The 15922-nt window shown below is 41.7% G+C and carries 19 protein-coding genes; 13 read left to right on the forward strand and 6 right to left on the reverse strand.

Annotated elements, in window-relative coordinates:
• Positions 1-31 precede the first annotated feature (31 nt).
• Entirely contained in the window at positions 32-400 is a 369-nt protein-coding gene (locus tag HEQ19_16475) for a hypothetical protein (protein ID WYM00857.1), read from the forward strand.
• Here HEQ19_16475 and HEQ19_16480 read toward each other — a convergent pair.
• On the reverse strand, positions 386-1561 hold the full coding sequence (locus HEQ19_16480; protein WYM00858.1) for a Re/Si-specific NAD(P)(+) transhydrogenase subunit alpha: 1176 nt from the start codon (positions 1559-1561) through the stop codon (positions 386-388). The two genes, HEQ19_16475 and HEQ19_16480, sit on opposite strands and share 15 nt — an antisense overlap.
• Before the next feature lie 1271 nt (positions 1562-2832).
• Between HEQ19_16480 and HEQ19_16485 the strand changes: the two genes are divergently transcribed.
• The 7 genes from HEQ19_16485 to HEQ19_16515 all read left to right on the forward strand — a co-directional run bounded on the left by HEQ19_16485 (position 2833) and on the right by HEQ19_16515 (position 7222).
• Positions 2833-3339 carry a DUF2808 domain-containing protein gene (locus HEQ19_16485; protein ID WYM00859.1) on the forward strand — a complete coding sequence of 169 codons (507 nt, stop codon included), beginning with the start codon at positions 2833-2835 and terminating at the stop codon, positions 3337-3339.
• A 289-nt stretch (positions 3340-3628) separates the two neighbouring features.
• On the forward strand, positions 3629-3763 hold the full coding sequence (gene rpmH / locus HEQ19_16490) for a 50S ribosomal protein L34 (GenBank protein WYM00860.1): 135 nt from the start codon (positions 3629-3631) through the stop codon (positions 3761-3763).
• A 25-nt stretch (positions 3764-3788) separates the two neighbouring features.
• Complete coding sequence (gene rnpA, locus HEQ19_16495) at positions 3789-4211, forward strand: ribonuclease P protein component (protein ID WYM00861.1); 423 nt, start codon at positions 3789-3791, stop codon at positions 4209-4211.
• Positions 4198-4587: a PH domain-containing protein gene (locus HEQ19_16500; protein ID WYM00862.1), complete on the forward strand. Its 390-nt coding sequence runs from the start codon at positions 4198-4200 to the stop codon at positions 4585-4587. The genes rnpA and HEQ19_16500 overlap by 14 nt, the downstream gene beginning before the upstream one ends.
• Positions 4588-4938: 351 nt before the next feature.
• Positions 4939-6084, forward strand: a complete 1146-nt coding sequence (yidC, locus tag HEQ19_16505) for a membrane protein insertase YidC (GenBank protein ID WYM00863.1) — start codon at positions 4939-4941, stop codon at positions 6082-6084.
• A 2-nt stretch (positions 6085-6086) separates the two neighbouring features.
• Positions 6087-6602: a R3H domain-containing nucleic acid-binding protein gene (locus HEQ19_16510; GenBank protein WYM00864.1), complete on the forward strand. Its 516-nt coding sequence runs from the start codon at positions 6087-6089 to the stop codon at positions 6600-6602.
• Positions 6603-6715: 113 nt separating this feature from the next.
• Complete coding sequence (locus HEQ19_16515) at positions 6716-7222, forward strand: YceD family protein (protein WYM00865.1); 507 nt, start codon at positions 6716-6718, stop codon at positions 7220-7222.
• 40 nt (positions 7223-7262) lie between these two features.
• On the opposite strand, the gene HEQ19_16520 is transcribed toward HEQ19_16515, so the two are convergent.
• Entirely contained in the window at positions 7263-8768 is a 1506-nt protein-coding gene (locus HEQ19_16520) for a biotin/lipoyl-binding protein (protein ID WYM00866.1), read from the reverse strand.
• A gap of 222 nt (positions 8769-8990) precedes the next feature.
• Positions 8991-9350 (reverse strand): hypothetical protein, encoded by a 360-nt coding sequence (locus HEQ19_16525; GenBank protein ID WYM00867.1) that lies wholly within the window; start codon positions 9348-9350, stop codon positions 8991-8993.
• Between the two features lie 424 nt (positions 9351-9774).
• Between HEQ19_16525 and HEQ19_16530 the strand changes: the two genes are divergently transcribed.
• Positions 9775-11922, forward strand: a complete 2148-nt coding sequence (locus HEQ19_16530; GenBank protein ID WYM00868.1) for a peptidase domain-containing ABC transporter — start codon at positions 9775-9777, stop codon at positions 11920-11922.
• A gap of 51 nt (positions 11923-11973) precedes the next feature.
• Here the strand turns inward: HEQ19_16530 and HEQ19_16535 are convergent, their stop codons facing one another.
• Both HEQ19_16535 and HEQ19_16540 read right to left on the reverse strand, forming a co-directional pair.
• Complete coding sequence (locus tag HEQ19_16535; protein WZI66938.1) at positions 11974-12297, reverse strand: hypothetical protein; 324 nt, start codon at positions 12295-12297, stop codon at positions 11974-11976.
• Positions 12298-12775: 478 nt separating this feature from the next.
• Positions 12776-13231 (reverse strand): DUF29 domain-containing protein, encoded by a 456-nt coding sequence (locus HEQ19_16540; GenBank protein WYM00869.1) that lies wholly within the window; start codon positions 13229-13231, stop codon positions 12776-12778.
• Between the two features lie 275 nt (positions 13232-13506).
• On the opposite strand from HEQ19_16540, the gene HEQ19_16545 reads away from it, so the two are divergent.
• Positions 13507-13803, forward strand: a complete 297-nt coding sequence (locus HEQ19_16545) for a BrnT family toxin (protein WYM00870.1) — start codon at positions 13507-13509, stop codon at positions 13801-13803.
• Complete coding sequence (locus HEQ19_16550) at positions 13800-14003, forward strand: hypothetical protein (GenBank protein WYM03458.2); 204 nt, start codon at positions 13800-13802, stop codon at positions 14001-14003. The genes HEQ19_16545 and HEQ19_16550 overlap by 4 nt, the downstream gene beginning before the upstream one ends.
• 304 nt (positions 14004-14307) lie before the next feature.
• Here HEQ19_16550 and HEQ19_16555 read toward each other — a convergent pair whose 3' ends face one another.
• On the reverse strand, positions 14308-14685 hold the full coding sequence (locus HEQ19_16555) for a hypothetical protein (GenBank protein WYM00871.1): 378 nt from the start codon (positions 14683-14685) through the stop codon (positions 14308-14310).
• 165 nt (positions 14686-14850) lie between these two features.
• Here HEQ19_16555 and HEQ19_16560 point away from each other — a divergent pair, with 165 nt between their 5' ends.
• Positions 14851-15276, forward strand: coding sequence for a transposase (locus HEQ19_16560; protein ID WYM00872.1), 426 nt, complete (start codon positions 14851-14853; stop codon positions 15274-15276).
• The gene (locus tag HEQ19_16565) at positions 15237-15797 is read left to right on the forward strand and encodes an IS630 family transposase (GenBank protein WYM00873.1); all 561 of its coding nucleotides are present in this window, start codon (positions 15237-15239) and stop codon (positions 15795-15797) included. Before HEQ19_16560 ends, HEQ19_16565 begins: the two co-directional genes overlap by 40 nt.
• Positions 15798-15922 lie beyond the last annotated feature (125 nt).

The raw sequence follows: 15922 nt of genomic DNA on the forward strand, positions 1-15922 counted from the left end.
GGCATGGGGCATGGGGCATGGGGCATGGGGCATGGGGCATGGGGCATTGGGCATTGGGCATTGGGCATTGGGCATTGGGGGAGGAGTTTTAGCTTCAGAACACGAAACTTCGACTTCAAAACACGAAACTTCGACTTCAAAACACGAAACTTCGAGCTTGGAACAGGAAACTTCGAGCTTGGAACAGGAAACTTCGAGCTTGGAACACGAAACTTCGAGCTTGGAACAGGAAACTTCGAGCTTGGAACAGGAAACTTCGAGCTTGGAACAGGAAACTTCGAGCTTGGAACAGGAAACTTCGAGCTTGGAACAGGAAACTTCGAGCTTGGAACACGAAACTTCGAGCTTGGAACACGAAACTTCACACTCCCCCAGTCCCCAGTCCCTAACTAACTGGTGATTGTTGAGTGTTCAAAGCTGCTAAAGCTTCCTTGACTCGTTGATTGCGAATTTCACCGGCGTGGGTAATGGTAGCCGCATCAACGATGTCATCGCCAAAGTTCACCTGTAAAGCTTTGTCTTTATTAATCAACAGTTGCATCAAGGATGTTAAATTCTTCGCATACAGTTGGCTGGCGTGGACTGGCATTGATGATGGTAGATTGATCGGTCCGATAATGGTGACGCCGTTCCACACAATGTCTTTACCGGGATCGGTGCAGGCGCAGTTTCCACCTTGTTCGGCGGCTAAGTCTACAATGACGGAACCGGGTTTCATTTGCGCTACCATTTCCTCTGTTACGAGTCTTGGTGCTTTTCTACCGGGAACTTGGGCGGTGGTAATCACCACGTCGGAATTTTTGACGTGTTCGGCGACAAGTTCTTGGGTGCGCTGTTTGCTGGCTTCGGAAATTTCTTTGGCGTAACCACCAGCTGCGGTAGTTTCTTCATCTAGTTTAACTTCGACGAATTTCGCCCCTAAGCTTTGCACTTCTTCTTTGACTGCGGGACGGATATCAAAGGCTTCTACTACTGCACCTAGGCGTCTGGCGGTGGCGATCGCTTGCAGTCCGGCGACACCAGCACCCATAATAAATACTTTCGCTGGGGCAATTGTCCCTGCGGCTGTGGTTAACATAGGGAAGTATTTTGGTAATGCAGCTGCGGCAATTAATACTGCTTTATAACCTGCTAGTGAGGCTTGGGAGGATAAAGCATCCATGCTTTGCGCCCTGGTAGTACGGGGGATCAATTCCATACTCAAGGCTGTTACTTGGCGATTTGCTAATTGCTGTGCTATTAAGGGATTTCCCAAGGGATTGAGAAAGCTGATTAGTACAGCCCCTGCTTTGAGCAAGTCAATTTCTGAACGTCCATTGTCTCTCTCTTGTGGTGGGCTAACTTTGAGTAAAATATCTGCTTCACCCCATAATGTGGCAGTATCTGCGATAATTTTGGCTCCTGCTGCTTCATAAGCCGAATCACTGAAAAAGGATCGCTCTCCTGCACCTGATTCTACCGACACTTCTAAACCTTGTTTGACTAATCGGGCTACGGTGTCAGGAATTAAAGCTACACGACGTTCACAAACTTCAATTTCCTTGGGAACTGCTATTCTCATGAACTCTCCTAAATATAAATACCTAATTTGTGCCAATTCAGCAATTTTTTTGAGCAGGGATTCCCCGCACTCATTGTCTATGGGCGCGGACTATCAGCCCTTGCTTTTCCTTGTAGATTGAACTTTTAATTTTTCTCTCTCACCAAAGTCCTCACTTCGTGACGCTACGCGAACGCGCCGTGGAAGCCCCTGCATTCATGCATGGGGGTAAGGCGCAGGCGATTTCAATCGCAGTCACATTATACGGGGGTTGCTGCATTCGGTGTACCTTTGTTTTGTACTTTCAACGGGACAATTACCGTTTCAAATTTGACAACCATGTACGCATAATGTTTTGCTCCATTCGCGCAGCGTGGCGCAGCCAAGAGCCTCCCTTACGGGGTAATGTGAGCTTCTCCTAAGAGGAGACGCTGCGCGAAAGACAATGTTAGAGGTCGGTAACTATCCAAACGACACTGGTTTAACCCCTTTAAGCCTGTTTAATCGTTCAGTTCTAGAGCAAGGAACTTGTCTGACGACACGCTTACGCGAACGCACTCTCCTTGGTAGGTCTTTAACTCTTGCCTCTAACGTAGTTCAGTTAAGAACGTGAGTTGGGTCAGGTTAAGGCAATTTCTGCGCCCCCGCCTTTAGGCGTGGGGTTCCTGACTCCACTTCTGTTGACAAAGCCTAAGTTTGCCGCTTACTCATATCGAAATTCTCGATACTTGCAAATAGGATTACGCCATTGCAGATCTTATGTTGATTCCTAAATATTGCATCCTTATCTTCAGCTTGTTTTAGGGATTGAGAATTTTTGGTATTCCTACATTACATACTGCAATATCCAACAATTTTTCCAAGATGGACGATTCCCAAATTAATTTTTAATGATTGTGACTTTGAGATTTACGCTTGTTTTCATCAATCTAGCCCAAGTTCACTGGGGATCGCTGACTCCATTGCTCAATTTTTATAACAAATTTTTTACAATTCATATACATTTATACATATTTAGAAACACAATCTCATCTTGACGGTGCTTCCATGTAGTTATTAGAGCCATTTGTTGACCAAATCTTTAGCCCACAAAGGTAATTTAGTACCAGCAACAAATGCACGACATTTTGCTAAGTAGTATTACTGATAGCAGAAAAATATAGAATAAATGGCACCTTTTGTCGCCATTTAACGTCCATTGTCAGGAAGTCAGTAGTAAAGTTTAGTTTAAGATTACCAGCTTTGAGTTATTCAAATATAAAGACCTACTATCTGGTGGAGGAAGCCCGAATATGCGACGATTACTTTCTACATTAGCCGTAAGTGGCTTTTTACTGACAGCGTTCCCAGTCATGACCTGGGCGCAGAATGGATTTACACTGTTTAGTGGTGTCAAATCTGAAGATCAGCTACCCTTCCGATTAGATTTTGGTGGACAAGCCGATAGCTGGGATCGTTATATACTGAGAATTCCCGCCCAAAAAATGAAATTGGCAGTTGCTCAATTTACCATTTCCTACCCTGATTATTACAAGGGAACTTTTGACCCCAAAAAGATTCAAGTCAGGGTCAAAGACAAACAAGTCGCCGTTTCTGAGGTGAAGTGGGATAAAGAAGGCCGCGTGATCGAAATCTTTCCCCAAGACCCAGTTCCAGCAGGTAGCAGAGTTGAGTTAGTGTTATCTAACGTCAAAAACCCTGCTTTTGGCGGTACTTACTATTTTAGATGCCAAATTCTCTCCCCTGGCGATGTGCCATTACTACGTTCCCTGGGAACTTGGATTTTGAGCATCAATTAGGAGTTAGGAGGCGCGGAGTGTGTAGGGGCGGGTTTAACGAGTAAATCTGTGGGTAGACTACATTCTTCATAAACCCGCCCGTACAGGAGGCGCCCAGTTAGGAGTTGGGAGTTGGGAGTTGGGAGTTGGGTGCAATCTGCTAGTTATTATGCCCCATGCCCCATGCCCCATGCCCCATGCCCCATGCCCCATGCCCCATGCCCCATGCCCTATTCCCTATTCCCCAATCATATGATACAATAATAGATTGTGACTTTTTAAATAAAAAATCCCCTCAGAGGAGAAGGATATGCAAAGAACCCTAGGCGGCACTAATCGCAAGAGAAAAAGAACTTCTGGTTTTCGCGCTCGGATGCAGACACCAACCGGCAGAAACGTGATCAGAGCCAGGAGAAAAAGGGGACGCCATCGTCTGAGCGTGTAGGGCAAATTCAGCTAAAAGAACAAATGTGGCTTTGCCCAAGGCAAATAGACTAAAATCGCGTAAGGATTTTCAGGCAGTTTTCCGGGAAGGAATTCGGCGACAAAGTTCTCTTTTGACGTTGAGGGCGCTAAAACCGTCATATCCTAAAAAGCCTTCTTTGGATACTGCCACCAAGACTACACAAGCAACTGACTCGATACCACTGACCTGCACGCGCATTGGTATTTCTATTAGCACAAAAGTTAGTAAGCGAGCAGTAGTCCGCAACCGAATTAAACGGCAGATAGCAGCATCCTTGTATCAGTTGTTGCCCAAATTATTACCAGGATGGCGGTTAGTGGTTGTTGTCAAAGCAACAGCTGCAGAACGGGAGTGCGGAAGCCAAGAATTTCTGCAAGAATTAGAGCAGTTGTTGGCACAAGCCGAGGTGTTTGATGGGCATTCGTGAAGAAATTTATTATGAAGGCGGTCCCCACGTTGGCGATTTGATTCTCAACTTGCTGATTGGGCTAACAGTTGTGGGTATACCATTGACAGTAGGGGCAATTGTCAGGGCTTTGTGGCTGCGTTTTCGGATTACTGACCGCCGGATAACTGTGACAGGAGGTTGGCAAGGACGCGATCGCAATGACGTGATTTACTCAGAAATTGTCAAAATCGTCAAGGTTCCCCGTGGAATAGGGTTGTGGGGTGATATGGTCATTACTCTGAAAAATGGTACTCGTCTCGAACTGCGGGCGGTTCCCAATTTTCGGGCAGTTTATGACTACATTAATGAAAGAGTCACTGCCAAAAATCCCGAATATAGCAGTGTCGCTAAGTAGCCATCATTCCCGGCGTAGACCAGGAAACATGAAAAAACTGCAGTGGTGTAACATATCAGCAAACTCAACACTTAACAGTCTTAATGTGTTAATGTGCGGCTATCCGTAGTTGAGGATAGTCCCAGACAAATTATGTTTTAGATAAAGTAGATTCAGTTTACCGAAAGTTTGGGTCTAAAGCCCCGTTCTTCTAGGACGGCTTTTTGGTAAAATAGTGGCAACAGGCAGGGCATTGTCTGTCGGCCTAGGTGATGTAAGACGGGCTATGCCTGCTATTGCTGTTTAAATCCAGAATCCCTGAACTTTCAGATCAGGGAGTGTGTCAAAGTACCTCAGGTTGAATTCAGAATAATGGATTTTGGTATCGGGTTTCTCTCGAACAACGTGATGCTGCCAATCATAGACTTCTTCTATGGTATAGTTCCTAGCTATGGGTTGGCGATCGTTGCCTTGACATTGATAATCCGCTTCGCGCTCTATCCCCTGAGTGCTGGTTCCATTCGCAATATGCGACGGATGCGGATTGTTCAGCCTTTGATGCAAAAGCGGATGGCAGAAATCAAAGAGCGTTATAAAGACGATCCGCAAAAGCAGCAGGAGGAAATGGTCAACACCCAAAAAGAATTGGGGAACCCATTGGCGGGTTGTTTACCATTGGTGTTGCAAATGCCAGTTTTATTGGCGCTGTTTGCGACTTTGCGGGGTTCGCCGTTTGCTGGGGTGAATTACAGCGTTAACCTGCAAATCTTTCCTGCTGAACAAATCGAACGAATTCAACCACAAGCCTTTGCTACTGCTCCCCAAAACATTTACATTGCTGATGGGGAACACAGTCGCATTACTGCTATCCTCCCCGGAGGCGATAAATTAGCGGTGGGAGAAAAAACCAAGATTGAATATCAGACTCTTGAAGGCAAACCATTTCAAGTGCTTCTGGCGGAACACCCAGAAAATAAGTTGACTCCTGAATGGAAAATCACTAAAGGGGAAGACCGGATCAAAATCGATGCTCAGGGCAATATAGAAGCCTTGCAGCCAGGAGATGTCACTATTCAAGGCTCTATTCCCGGATTAGCAGCAGATAAAGGATTTCTCTTCATTGATGCTTTAGGTAGAGTCGGCGCGATTGATCCAGACGGTACAATCCACTGGGATATCGTAGCGATGATTATCTTCTTTGGGATCAGTCTCTACGTTAGCCAAATCCTTTCCGGGCAAAATTCCAGCGGTGGTAATCCACAGCAGGAGACAGTCAACAAAATTACCCCGGTAATTTTCTCGGGGATGTTTTTGTTCTTTCCCTTGCCAGCTGGGGTGTTGATGTATATGGTGATTGGTAATATTTTCCAAACTGCCCAAACCTATATTCTCTCACGCGAACCCCTGCCAGAGGAACTACAAAAAATTGTAGAGACCCAAGAAAAAGAAGCAGCAAGCCCAGAACAAAAAGCATTGCCCTTTGAGCCAAAAAGTTCTAAGAAGAAGGCTACAAGTTGATCATGAGCAACAATCCCATGCAACGAGGGCAGCAGTGGTTAAAAACACTGCTGCAGCTTACTGGGATATCTACTGAGGTTAAGGGCGACTTAGAAATCGCCCCACCTCAAGATGGCGACTCCCAAGAACCAGATAATTACTGGTTGACGATTGATGAAATAAACTTGAGTTCAGAACAGATTCATCTGTTAATTGGTGCGGATGGTTCTGTGCTAGATGCTATTCAGTATCTAGCTAATTCTGTTTTGAACTTGAACCAACCACCAGATCAACAAGCTTCTTATACCATAGAATTGGATGGCTACCGCGTCAAAAGACAGGCAGAAATTCAGGCTCTGGCAGAAGCAGCATCTCAAGAAGTCCGAATTACGGGTAGAGAAGTAGAAATCAAATCTCTCAGTTCGGCAGAACGGCGACAAATTCACACCTTCTTGAAGGAATTTGGTGATTTAGAAACCTTTAGTCGCGGTATAGAACCACACCGTCATCTGGTTGTGCGTCCAGCTTTTAGGGAATAAGTTAGGAGTTAGGAATTAGGAGTTAGGAGTTGGGAGTCAGAAGTGAGGAGTTGGGAATTAACTGATAATTAATAACTGATAAGTGATAATTAATAACTGATAGCTGATAACTGATGGACGCAATTTATATTCCGCAGATCACTAAAGCACCGGAGCGGACAGAGGAAGTTCAAGTTAAGGATTTTTTGCCTGGACTGGAAACCTTGACACCAGTTCGCGGTCTTATTCGTGTGCAGCATCAAGGGAATTATCTAGAAATTTCTGCTCAGGCAGAAGCTATTATTACCTGTACTTGTAACCGGTGCTTACAACAATATAATCAGCGTTTGGTGGTTGATACTAAGGAAATTATCTGGTTAGATGAATCAATTAATCAACCGCAAGACTATCCTCTAGAACGGGAAGTTTTTATGGAAGATTTGGTAGAAAGTTTACCACCCGATGGTTATTTTCATCCCACTGAATGGCTGTATGAACAGATGTGCTTAGAAATGCCCCAGCGCCAACTATGTGATCTCAATTGTCCAGGTATTCTCAGTGATGCTGCTGATAGTTCACAGTCGTCTGTTGATAGTCGTTGGGCAACTCTTGAAGCTCTAAAAAAGCAACTTCCGGGATAGTCTTGTGGGTCGGTAGTCAACTTAACTCAACTGTATTATGCTATAAATCCGTTAACAATCGGGCTTTTCGCAAAATAAATGTCAATACACTTTCTTCTTGACAAATAATGTCGGCTGTAATTTCCATTCCCGCTTGAATGGGATAGGATTGATTGGCTTTTTGTAAATCTAATTTTTCCGGTTCTATTGTTAGTTCATAATATGGTGCAACTGATGTATTACTATTATTATTTTGTGGTATAATAGCATCAGCAGTTATTGTCCTCACGGCACCTTTAAGAGTACCATAATCTGGGTAAGGATAGGCTGAAACCCGCATCTGTACTTTACCCTGTTGACAATCGGCAATTTTTGCGGTTTTACAGACTTGGACTTTACTAATATCCACAGCGCCAATCCGGGCTTTAACTACCAAAGCAGCATTACTAGGAGCAATTTGGGCTATGGGTTCTCCAGAACGTACCACTTGCCCAGAATTTCGCAGTTCTAGTTTTAAAATTGTACCTGTCTCCGCAGCGCGAATTACAGTATTTTGTAGTTCTTTTTCTACTTGCTTAATATCTTTTTGGGCGCTGTTAATTTGATTTTTTATTTCTATTTTACGTTGGAATAGGCTTTTTTGTTCCTGCTGCAATCTCGCTAAACTAACTGCACCAGTAGCGCGTTCTTCGGCAATTTTTTCTGTCGCCATTGCGACTATCGCATTAGTAGGATTTAGAGAGGCTAAGGTGCGGTTTTTTCTCGCAATTGCTGCAGCTACTGCTTGCTGTTGTCTTTCAATTAATTGTTTTTGACTTTCTAGCGCTGCTTTTTGCGATTCAAGGGCTTGTTCTTGCTGTGCTGCGGCTAATTGTGCTTCTTCTAATTGGTTTTGGGAAATTGAGCCAGATTCGGCTATATTTTTATAGCGATCGCGTTTAACAATAGCTGTCTTAAATGCCGCATCAGTGGCTCTAACATTTGCCTGGGTAGACTTAAAATCAGCTTGCGCTTTTTGTAGATCATCCTGAGCGATTTTAATATTTGCCTCAGCTTCTTGAACATCGCTATTAGCAGTTATATTTCTATCTTGATAATCCCGTTGAGTGCGTTTCATATCTGCTTTTGCTGAAGCAACAGCCCGGTTGCTGCGGTCAGTTTCCGCTGCAATTTGCCCATTTAAAGCCTGAATTTGGGCATCAATTTGTGCTATTTGTAACTGATTTTGCTGGATATTTCCTTGCAGTTGGCTTTTTTTAGTTTGTAGTTGTGAATCATTGATATGGGCGATAACATCTCCCTGTTTGACTAGCTGATTTTCTTTGACTAGAATACTTTGAATTGTGCCTTCAGTAGCGGCTTGGACTAACCTAATTTCACCAGCAGGACGAACTGTAGCTGAAGATTTCACTACAATTTTGTATTGAGTGACAGACGCAATAGCAAAAGCTGCACCAAATGTGCTAAGAAGAACAAGTCCGCCGATAGTTGTCCAAGCACCAAGCGGGGGGAGAAATTCTTCAGTAGTGGCTGAGTGGAGAAATTCTAGATTCGGTTCGTTGAACATGAGAATTAAGATATACGCAGCATTTATATATAATTCCCAGTTTTTATGCAGAAAAAACAGCCAGGAAAAATTTTGGTAATTAAATTGGAAAAAGGGTGATTTAGAAAATGCTAAATCACCCTTATGCTTTAATGTTATAACAATGCTAAAATTTGGTCGTCTTAAGTTGCCTCAAATAGGTTTAAAAGCTTATCAAGCCAGCACATTAAAACCTAATGATGATTAGATGATTACTTTGCTAATCATAGATTTGATATTTGAATTTAATCCAGTTAATTGAGGATAATTTTTATATTGTGTCCAGACAAATTGCAGGTAAGATTTTGTTTTGCTATAAAATGTATTAAATTCCTTTTGTTGTTTTCCTGCTTCTGTTGCCCAATTGACGCCCTTAAATGTGTCATTTATCAGATTAACTGCTCCGGAGTAATCCTGTGCATAAATTAAAATTGCACCTGGGAAAATTTTTGGAATCATTTGTGTCCAGGGAACAACTACACCCCCAACAATAGCTTCCATTTCATATTCATTCAGGTCAGTTGCTTCCACTGTCATCAGTAAGTTAGAATTTTTAAAGCTCATTTATTAAAACCTTTCTTTGTTTCTTAGCATCTCATATTATTCGCATTTATTCCTATTCTTCATCAGCAAAAACCCGGAATAAAATGTGAATTTTATGCTGGCAGAATAAGGTTAAAACATGAAACTATTTAGATTTTCTCATGGGACAGAAATATTAAGAAATTCAACGGAATAATTTATTAATTTTTGCTGAGGACACAATATATTTACTGAGTAGGGGCGGAAGGCCTTGCGCCCCGGACGAGTGGTCTATTTACCTGAAAATTTCTGTAATCAGAGTTTCATGTCTAATTCAATTAAAAAAAAGGTAAAGTCACGCTTGAGCGTTAGTAGAAACATCAAAACATTTTATATAGATTTTCCGTTTTAACTCAGTACTCTTAATTGGGAACCATAGGTACAAAGATAACTTGGTTCGCATAATATGAAGAAATACCCCTACGTTCTCCAGCACAGTGAAGAAGACTGTGGCGCAGCAAGCCTAGCCACCATTGCTAAATATTATGGGCGCAACTTCACTATTAGCCGTATTCGCGAAACTGTTGGTACAGGAAAAACAGGAACGACTTTACTAGGCTTAAAACGGGGGGCAGAAGCTTTCGGTTTTCATGCCAGAGGTGTTAAACTATCTGAAGATTTCTTCAGCAAAATTAATCAAACTCCCCTACCCGCAATCATTCACTGGAAAGGCTATCACTGGGTAGTTTTGTATGGTAAAAGGGGTAAAAAATATGTAGTTGCTGACCCTGGGGTAGGTATCCGTTATCTCACCCGTGAGGAATTAATCGCAGGTTGGGTAAATGGTGTGATGTTGCTGTTACAACCTGACGAAAATCGGTTTTATGCCCAAGAATCGGAAAAAATCGGCGGATTTGGTCGGTTTTTGGTGCGAGTTTTGCCCTATCGCTGGATTTTAGCGGAAGCCTTAGCCATTAATTTGGCGGTGGGGTTACTCTCTTTGACTTCCCCTTTCCTAACTCAAATCCTCACGGATGATGTGTTAGTGCGGGGAGATACCCAACTCCTCACAGCTGTTGCTATTGGGGTAGTGGCGATGAATTTATTTAATAGTCTGATTGGGCTGGTACAATCTCATCTTTTAGGTTACTTTGGTCAACGATTGGAATTAGGATTGATCCTGGAATATGGTCAACAACTTTTGCGTTTACCTCTATCATATTTTGAATCTCGCCGCAGTGGAGAAGTAGTCAGTCGATTAGGTGATGTTAAAACTATTAATGGACTAGTTCACCAAATTATTTTAGGATTACCCAGTCAATTTTTTATTGCTCTAGTTTCCTTGGGTTTTATGCTTTTTTATAGTTACCAACTCACTATTGCTTCTCTCGTCGCTTTTGTAATTGTCACCCTGGTTAATTTAATTTTCTTACCAGCTTTACGCCAAAAAACTCGCGCCAGTATTGTTTTAGGTACAGAAAATCAAGGCTTTCTGGTAGAAACATTTCGCGGTGTTCAAGTCCTGAAAACTACTCCAGCCATTCCCCAAGCTTGGGATGAATATCAGAGAAATTTTGGTCGCTTGGCAAAGCTGGGTTGGAGTACGATGAAGTTGGGGTTATATAGCGGTACAATTACCAGTATTCTTTCTAATTTTACAAATATTGGCTTACTTTGGTTGGGTAGTTATTTAGTAATTGATCGGACATTAACTATCGGACAGTTGCTGGCTTTTCAAAGTATGAGTGGTAATTTTATCGGATTTCTTAGTTCAGTAATTGGGTTAATTGATGAATTTATCACAGCCCAAATTGTGATTCAACGTCTGTCGGAAGTTCTTGATACTACCCCAGAAGAGAAAAACGGTGAAAAAAAGCCTTGGGCTGAGATTCCTGGGGATGCTGATATTATTTGCACAAATCTGAACTTTCATCACACAGGTAGGTCTGACCTGTTGAAAGATTTTTCTGTCACCCTTCCTGGTGGTAAGGTAATTGCGTTGATTGGTAAATCTGGCTGTGGTAAAAGCACCCTTGCAAAACTAATTGCCCAATTATATACTCTTCAATCTGGGAATATTCGCCTGGGAATTTATAATCAACAAGACCTGGCGCTCGATTGTCTAAGACAGCAAGTAGTTCTAGTTCCCCAAGAACCACATTTTTGGAGTCGTTCCATTATCGAAAATTTTCACTTTAGTTATCCCCAAGTAAATTTTGAGCAAATTGTCAAAGCTTGTCAAATAGCTGGTGCGGATGAATTTATTACCGAATTACCAGATAAATATCAAACAGTTTTAGGAGAATTTGGTGCGAATATTTCTGGGGGTCAAAAGCAAAGATTAGCAATTGCTAGAGGAATTGTCACCGATCCACCCATATTAATATTAGATGAATCCACAGGCGCCCTGGACCCGCAACGAGAAGCAGAGGTTTTAGATAAATTATTATTTTACAGACAAGAAAAAACTACTATTATGATTAGCCACCGTCCCAGAGTTATCGAACGTGCAGATTTGATTGTGTTCTTGGATAAAGGTAAATTAAAGATGATGGGTACACCAGAAGAGTTGCGATCGCAACCAGGTGAACATTTAGATTTTTTAACACCTTGATATGTTCAGGTTTTCCAAGAGTCAAGTCGCTTCGCTCCAATTCAAAAAACGTCAACGCAAATCTACATATTGACCTAAATCATTATCCCGAAGAATTTTTCCCATTTTCTGATACTCTCGACGCATGGCGCGGATTAAGTGTACCATCTCAATTATTCCCCTATCATCGGCGGCGAAAAAAGCTGCTGTCAGTGCAATATTGCGAATATTAGCCCCTGTAATCTCAAAATTTTGTGCCAGAAATTGTAAATCTAATTCGGGGCTACAGGGGGCATTTTTGGGGAAAATTCTCTGCCAAATTAGCTGACGATTGTTTTTATCCGGTAAGGAAAACTCAATTATAAATCGCAGTCGCCGCTCAAAGGCTTTGTCCATATTATTGCGGTTCTTGCGTACTTAACGTGCTAAATTTTTAATTACAGTCGATAACTTTGTTTTAAAATCAAGGCTTACAGGCGCTTATAGCCAAAATTTTAATCATCAGACCTAAAAGGCAGTAAATAATGGCTGTCATCTTATCCCAGCAAGGAGTTCAAGCTTATTTTTCAACATATTTAGCACGCTAAGTACGCAAGAACCACGATTACATTTGTATTTCGGTTGTTCCGAAAAGCTTATGGGTGTTGGGTTTCATGTTTCAACCCAACTTACGCACTGTGCGATCACATTTGGCTCGGCGGTAATTGGGCATGGGTATTCATTGCTGAGTTGGTTGTCTTAAAATACACATTATTCATGCCAAATTGATATCACTCGTAGCTCGTAGGGTGCCTTAGCTCACCCTGCAAGATCGCGATCGCACTGGCAATTGAAGTATTTTGGTAAAGCATACTTCAAGGTAAATTTTCACCATTTAACCATTTAACCATTTTTTATCCAATAGTTGCTCTAAAGTGTAAGGGCATTCTTTAGGAAAATCTACAGAGAATCCTGTTTTTTCCCGAACATATTCTAAAGCATCTTGATAGATAACATTTAATTCATCAGCTAAATAGTTATGCAAATTAGTCGTCAGGTATTTTTTTAATTGAGTCCGAAAGCCTAGAATTTCTGCTCGCCAATGATTCTTGTTTCTTTCCTGTTCTATTGTCCAATATTGAAGCAATAGCAAATGTCTAATGATTTGTTCTAAAAAACTGCTAACTCGGTTTTTATCCTTTTTACTCAAGCTCTCTAATTCCTCAATTAAATTTTCTAGATCCAATTCATCTAATCGATTTTCTTTGAGGATTTTTATCGTTTCTTCTAGCCAAAGATGTTCATCAATTTCGTAAAGATTATTTAAATGATTTTGACTGAAGGTTTTCATTGTTTTTCATAGTTAGTTGTTTTTTAATTATACCGAATCAATAAGAATAAGATGGCTGGTGCCCTACTTTCCGTTAACGCACTCTACAAGATAGCACCATGATCAACGTAGGGTGTGTTAGCTGTGAGAGTACGGCACCGAAAATTAGCATATAGATGGTGCCGTACCTGTTAACGCACCCTACAATAGGAGGCGATGGCGTAGCCCAAGCAGGCACCGCACTACAAGAGCGGCGATCGCATTATACTAGAGGGCAACACCTTTGTTGTTGAAGTATGGAGTACGATTTTCAATGGGATCCGAATAAGGCAAGATCAAATCAGGGTAAGCATGGCATCAGTTTCCAATCAGCAACTCAGATATTCAAAGACCCGGCGATGATGACAGTGTTTGATGAGGCGCACAGTTTGGATGAGGATCGCTGGATTACTTTGGGACAGACAGCAGGTGGGCAATATTTAGTGGTGGTGCATACGTTTGATCAAGTAGAGGAGAACAGAGTAGAGATTCGGATTATTTCCGTGCGGAAAGCGACTCGACAAGAAATTCAACAGTATGAGGGAGGAGTATGATGCAGCCTGAGTATGATTTTTCGAGAGCGGAGCGAGGAAAGTTTTACCGTGAGGATGTGATATTTAAGGTGCCTATTTATTTGGCTGATGAGGTGGTGGAGTTTTTTGCCAAGCGGGCAGAAGCGAAGGGGGTTGAGTTGAGTGAATTGCTTAATGATGTGTTGAGGCAGGATATAGCATTGCTTGAAAAAATGCAGTAGGGAAAGCGACTGGGGAATATCCAAAAATTTGTGTTGGATAGCTCGTTGCATTAAGCGATCGCCCTTCCAGTTTTTCCCAAACCGCGATGGCGACGCCCAACCCAGGCATCGCACTACAATAGGAGGCGATCGCACAATGATAAACGTAGGGTATGTTAGCTCTGAGAGTACGGCACGGAAAATTAGCATATAGATGGTGCCATACCTGTTAACGCATCCTACAAGATCAGGCGATTGCACTTTTCAGTTTAGTAAGGTCATATCTGCTTCAGAATGATCGTCGTCCCAGAATTGAACCGACTTTTCAATTCCATTGTGCCGGCCAGTTTCTAGTTAAGACCACATCTGTTTCTGCCTCCCTTATGCCTCTGTTTGGGCTACGACGACAGGAGTGAAAACGAACATCTCCGTTACTTCGATAAAACACAATTACGACAAAATATCTATTTTGACCCAATGAATAATTGACGACGTACTTGGTATCATTGCCAATGTTGTTACGTCTTGCATGACCTTCGATGAAGTCTGCTATTTGTTGAGCATATGCTTCAACCCATTCTTGATCTCCTCCGTGATGTCGTTGCTGCCAATGATCTGTATAATGTGGATTAGCAAACTGAATAACCTCGACCGAATTGATGGTGAAGCTTTTTGAGATATTTGCTGGAAATACATGGGTCATCTCCTTTTGACAAGGTGGAATTTGAATAAAAAATGGTGCTTAAATATATACTTATTCCTGTAAGATGCTTAAAAATTTCGCGTGTATATTGTATACATCACCTACATTATTACAGCACTTTCCAGCAATGTGAAGTACAATATGTAAGATAGATAAATTATTATTATGAAACCATATTCCGTCGATCTGAGAGAAAAAATAGTCAATGCTTATCAGTTAGGAAATATTTCAGTTAGAAAGTTAGCTGTAAACTTTGGTGTTGGTAAAGCTTTTGTACAAAAAATGTTGAGACAGTATAAAGAGAAAGGACATGTTAATCCTGGTAAGCAAGGGACAAGAAAAAAAGCGGTATTAGCAGATTCTGCGGCTCAACTTGTTGCATTGGTAAAAAAGTATCCAGATGCAACTCTCTCTGAATATTGTGAATATTGGCTCTTAACTGAGGGGCAACTAGTGAGTTCCAGCATGATGTGTAGAGAATTGCAAAAATTAAATCTAACTCGTAAAAAAAAACGGTTCGCAGCAGTCAGGCAGCTACCGATAGAGTTCAATTGCTCAGGTGTGAATACAGAGAGAAAGTCAGAGATATAGAGCCGAAAAATCTGGTTTTTTTGGATGAAGCAGGCTTACTGCTTGGGTTAATGCGTCCAAAAGCTCGTAGTGAAAAAGGAAGTAGAGTATATGATGTAAAACCATTTTATCGAGGTAAAAAAGTCACTATTATCGGCGCAATCAGTATGGATAAAGTATTGGCTGTGATGACACTAGATGGTTCAATGGATAGTAATGCTTTTCGCGTGTTTATAGAAAAGTTGTTAGTGCCTCAATTATGGAAAGGTGCAGTTGTCATAATGGATAACCTATTTGCCCATAAGATCGATGAAATTACGCCCATAATTGAATCTGTTGGTGCCAGTGTCATCAATCTATCTTCTTATTCACCAGATTTTAATCCCATTGAACATTGGTGGTCACAGCTTAAAGCTTTTATCAAAACATTTTCTCCAAAAACTACTCAAATGGTAGATGTATTGATTGCAATTGCTTTAAATCTAATCAATCCTATGCATCTGCGAAATTGGTTTGCTAACTGCTGCTACTGTACTTCATGATTCAGGAAAGTGCTGTATTGTTGCATATTTTGGCAACCACACCAAAAATCCCAACCAACTTAAGTGCATCTTGAGAATTTTCCTTCCACATCGCAATATTTATTTACAATAGTTAATGTATTAAA

Source organism: Gloeotrichia echinulata CP02, from assembly GCA_038087035.1.
Taxonomy (GTDB): domain Bacteria; phylum Cyanobacteriota; class Cyanobacteriia; order Cyanobacteriales; family Nostocaceae; genus Gloeotrichia; species Gloeotrichia echinulata.

What these genes read in the sequence shown, in the direction of transcription:
- HEQ19_16475 (WYM00857.1), top strand. Translation starts at nt 32, where the DNA reads ATGGGGCATGGGGCATTGGGCATTGGGCATTGGGCATTGGGCATTGGG.
- HEQ19_16480 (WYM00858.1), bottom strand. Translation starts at nt 1,561, where the DNA reads ATGAGAATAGCAGTTCCCAAGGAAATTGAAGTTTGTGAACGTCGTGTA.
- HEQ19_16485 (WYM00859.1), top strand. Translation starts at nt 2,833, where the DNA reads ATGCGACGATTACTTTCTACATTAGCCGTAAGTGGCTTTTTACTGACA.
- rpmH (WYM00860.1), top strand. Translation starts at nt 3,629, where the DNA reads ATGCAAAGAACCCTAGGCGGCACTAATCGCAAGAGAAAAAGAACTTCT.
- HEQ19_16500 (WYM00862.1), top strand. Translation starts at nt 4,198, where the DNA reads ATGGGCATTCGTGAAGAAATTTATTATGAAGGCGGTCCCCACGTTGGC.
- yidC (WYM00863.1), top strand. Translation starts at nt 4,939, where the DNA reads ATGGATTTTGGTATCGGGTTTCTCTCGAACAACGTGATGCTGCCAATC.
- HEQ19_16510 (WYM00864.1), top strand. Translation starts at nt 6,087, where the DNA reads ATGAGCAACAATCCCATGCAACGAGGGCAGCAGTGGTTAAAAACACTG.
- HEQ19_16515 (WYM00865.1), top strand. Translation starts at nt 6,716, where the DNA reads ATGGACGCAATTTATATTCCGCAGATCACTAAAGCACCGGAGCGGACA.
- HEQ19_16520 (WYM00866.1), bottom strand. Translation starts at nt 8,768, where the DNA reads ATGTTCAACGAACCGAATCTAGAATTTCTCCACTCAGCCACTACTGAA.
- HEQ19_16525 (WYM00867.1), bottom strand. Translation starts at nt 9,350, where the DNA reads ATGAGCTTTAAAAATTCTAACTTACTGATGACAGTGGAAGCAACTGAC.
- HEQ19_16530 (WYM00868.1), top strand. Translation starts at nt 9,775, where the DNA reads ATGAAGAAATACCCCTACGTTCTCCAGCACAGTGAAGAAGACTGTGGC.
- HEQ19_16535 (WZI66938.1), bottom strand. Translation starts at nt 12,297, where the DNA reads ATGGACAAAGCCTTTGAGCGGCGACTGCGATTTATAATTGAGTTTTCC.
- HEQ19_16540 (WYM00869.1), bottom strand. Translation starts at nt 13,231, where the DNA reads ATGAAAACCTTCAGTCAAAATCATTTAAATAATCTTTACGAAATTGAT.
- HEQ19_16545 (WYM00870.1), top strand. Translation starts at nt 13,507, where the DNA reads ATGGAGTACGATTTTCAATGGGATCCGAATAAGGCAAGATCAAATCAG.
- HEQ19_16550 (WYM03458.2), top strand. Translation starts at nt 13,800, where the DNA reads ATGATGCAGCCTGAGTATGATTTTTCGAGAGCGGAGCGAGGAAAGTTT.
- HEQ19_16555 (WYM00871.1), bottom strand. Translation starts at nt 14,685, where the DNA reads ATGACCCATGTATTTCCAGCAAATATCTCAAAAAGCTTCACCATCAAT.
- HEQ19_16560 (WYM00872.1), top strand. Translation starts at nt 14,851, where the DNA reads ATGAAACCATATTCCGTCGATCTGAGAGAAAAAATAGTCAATGCTTAT.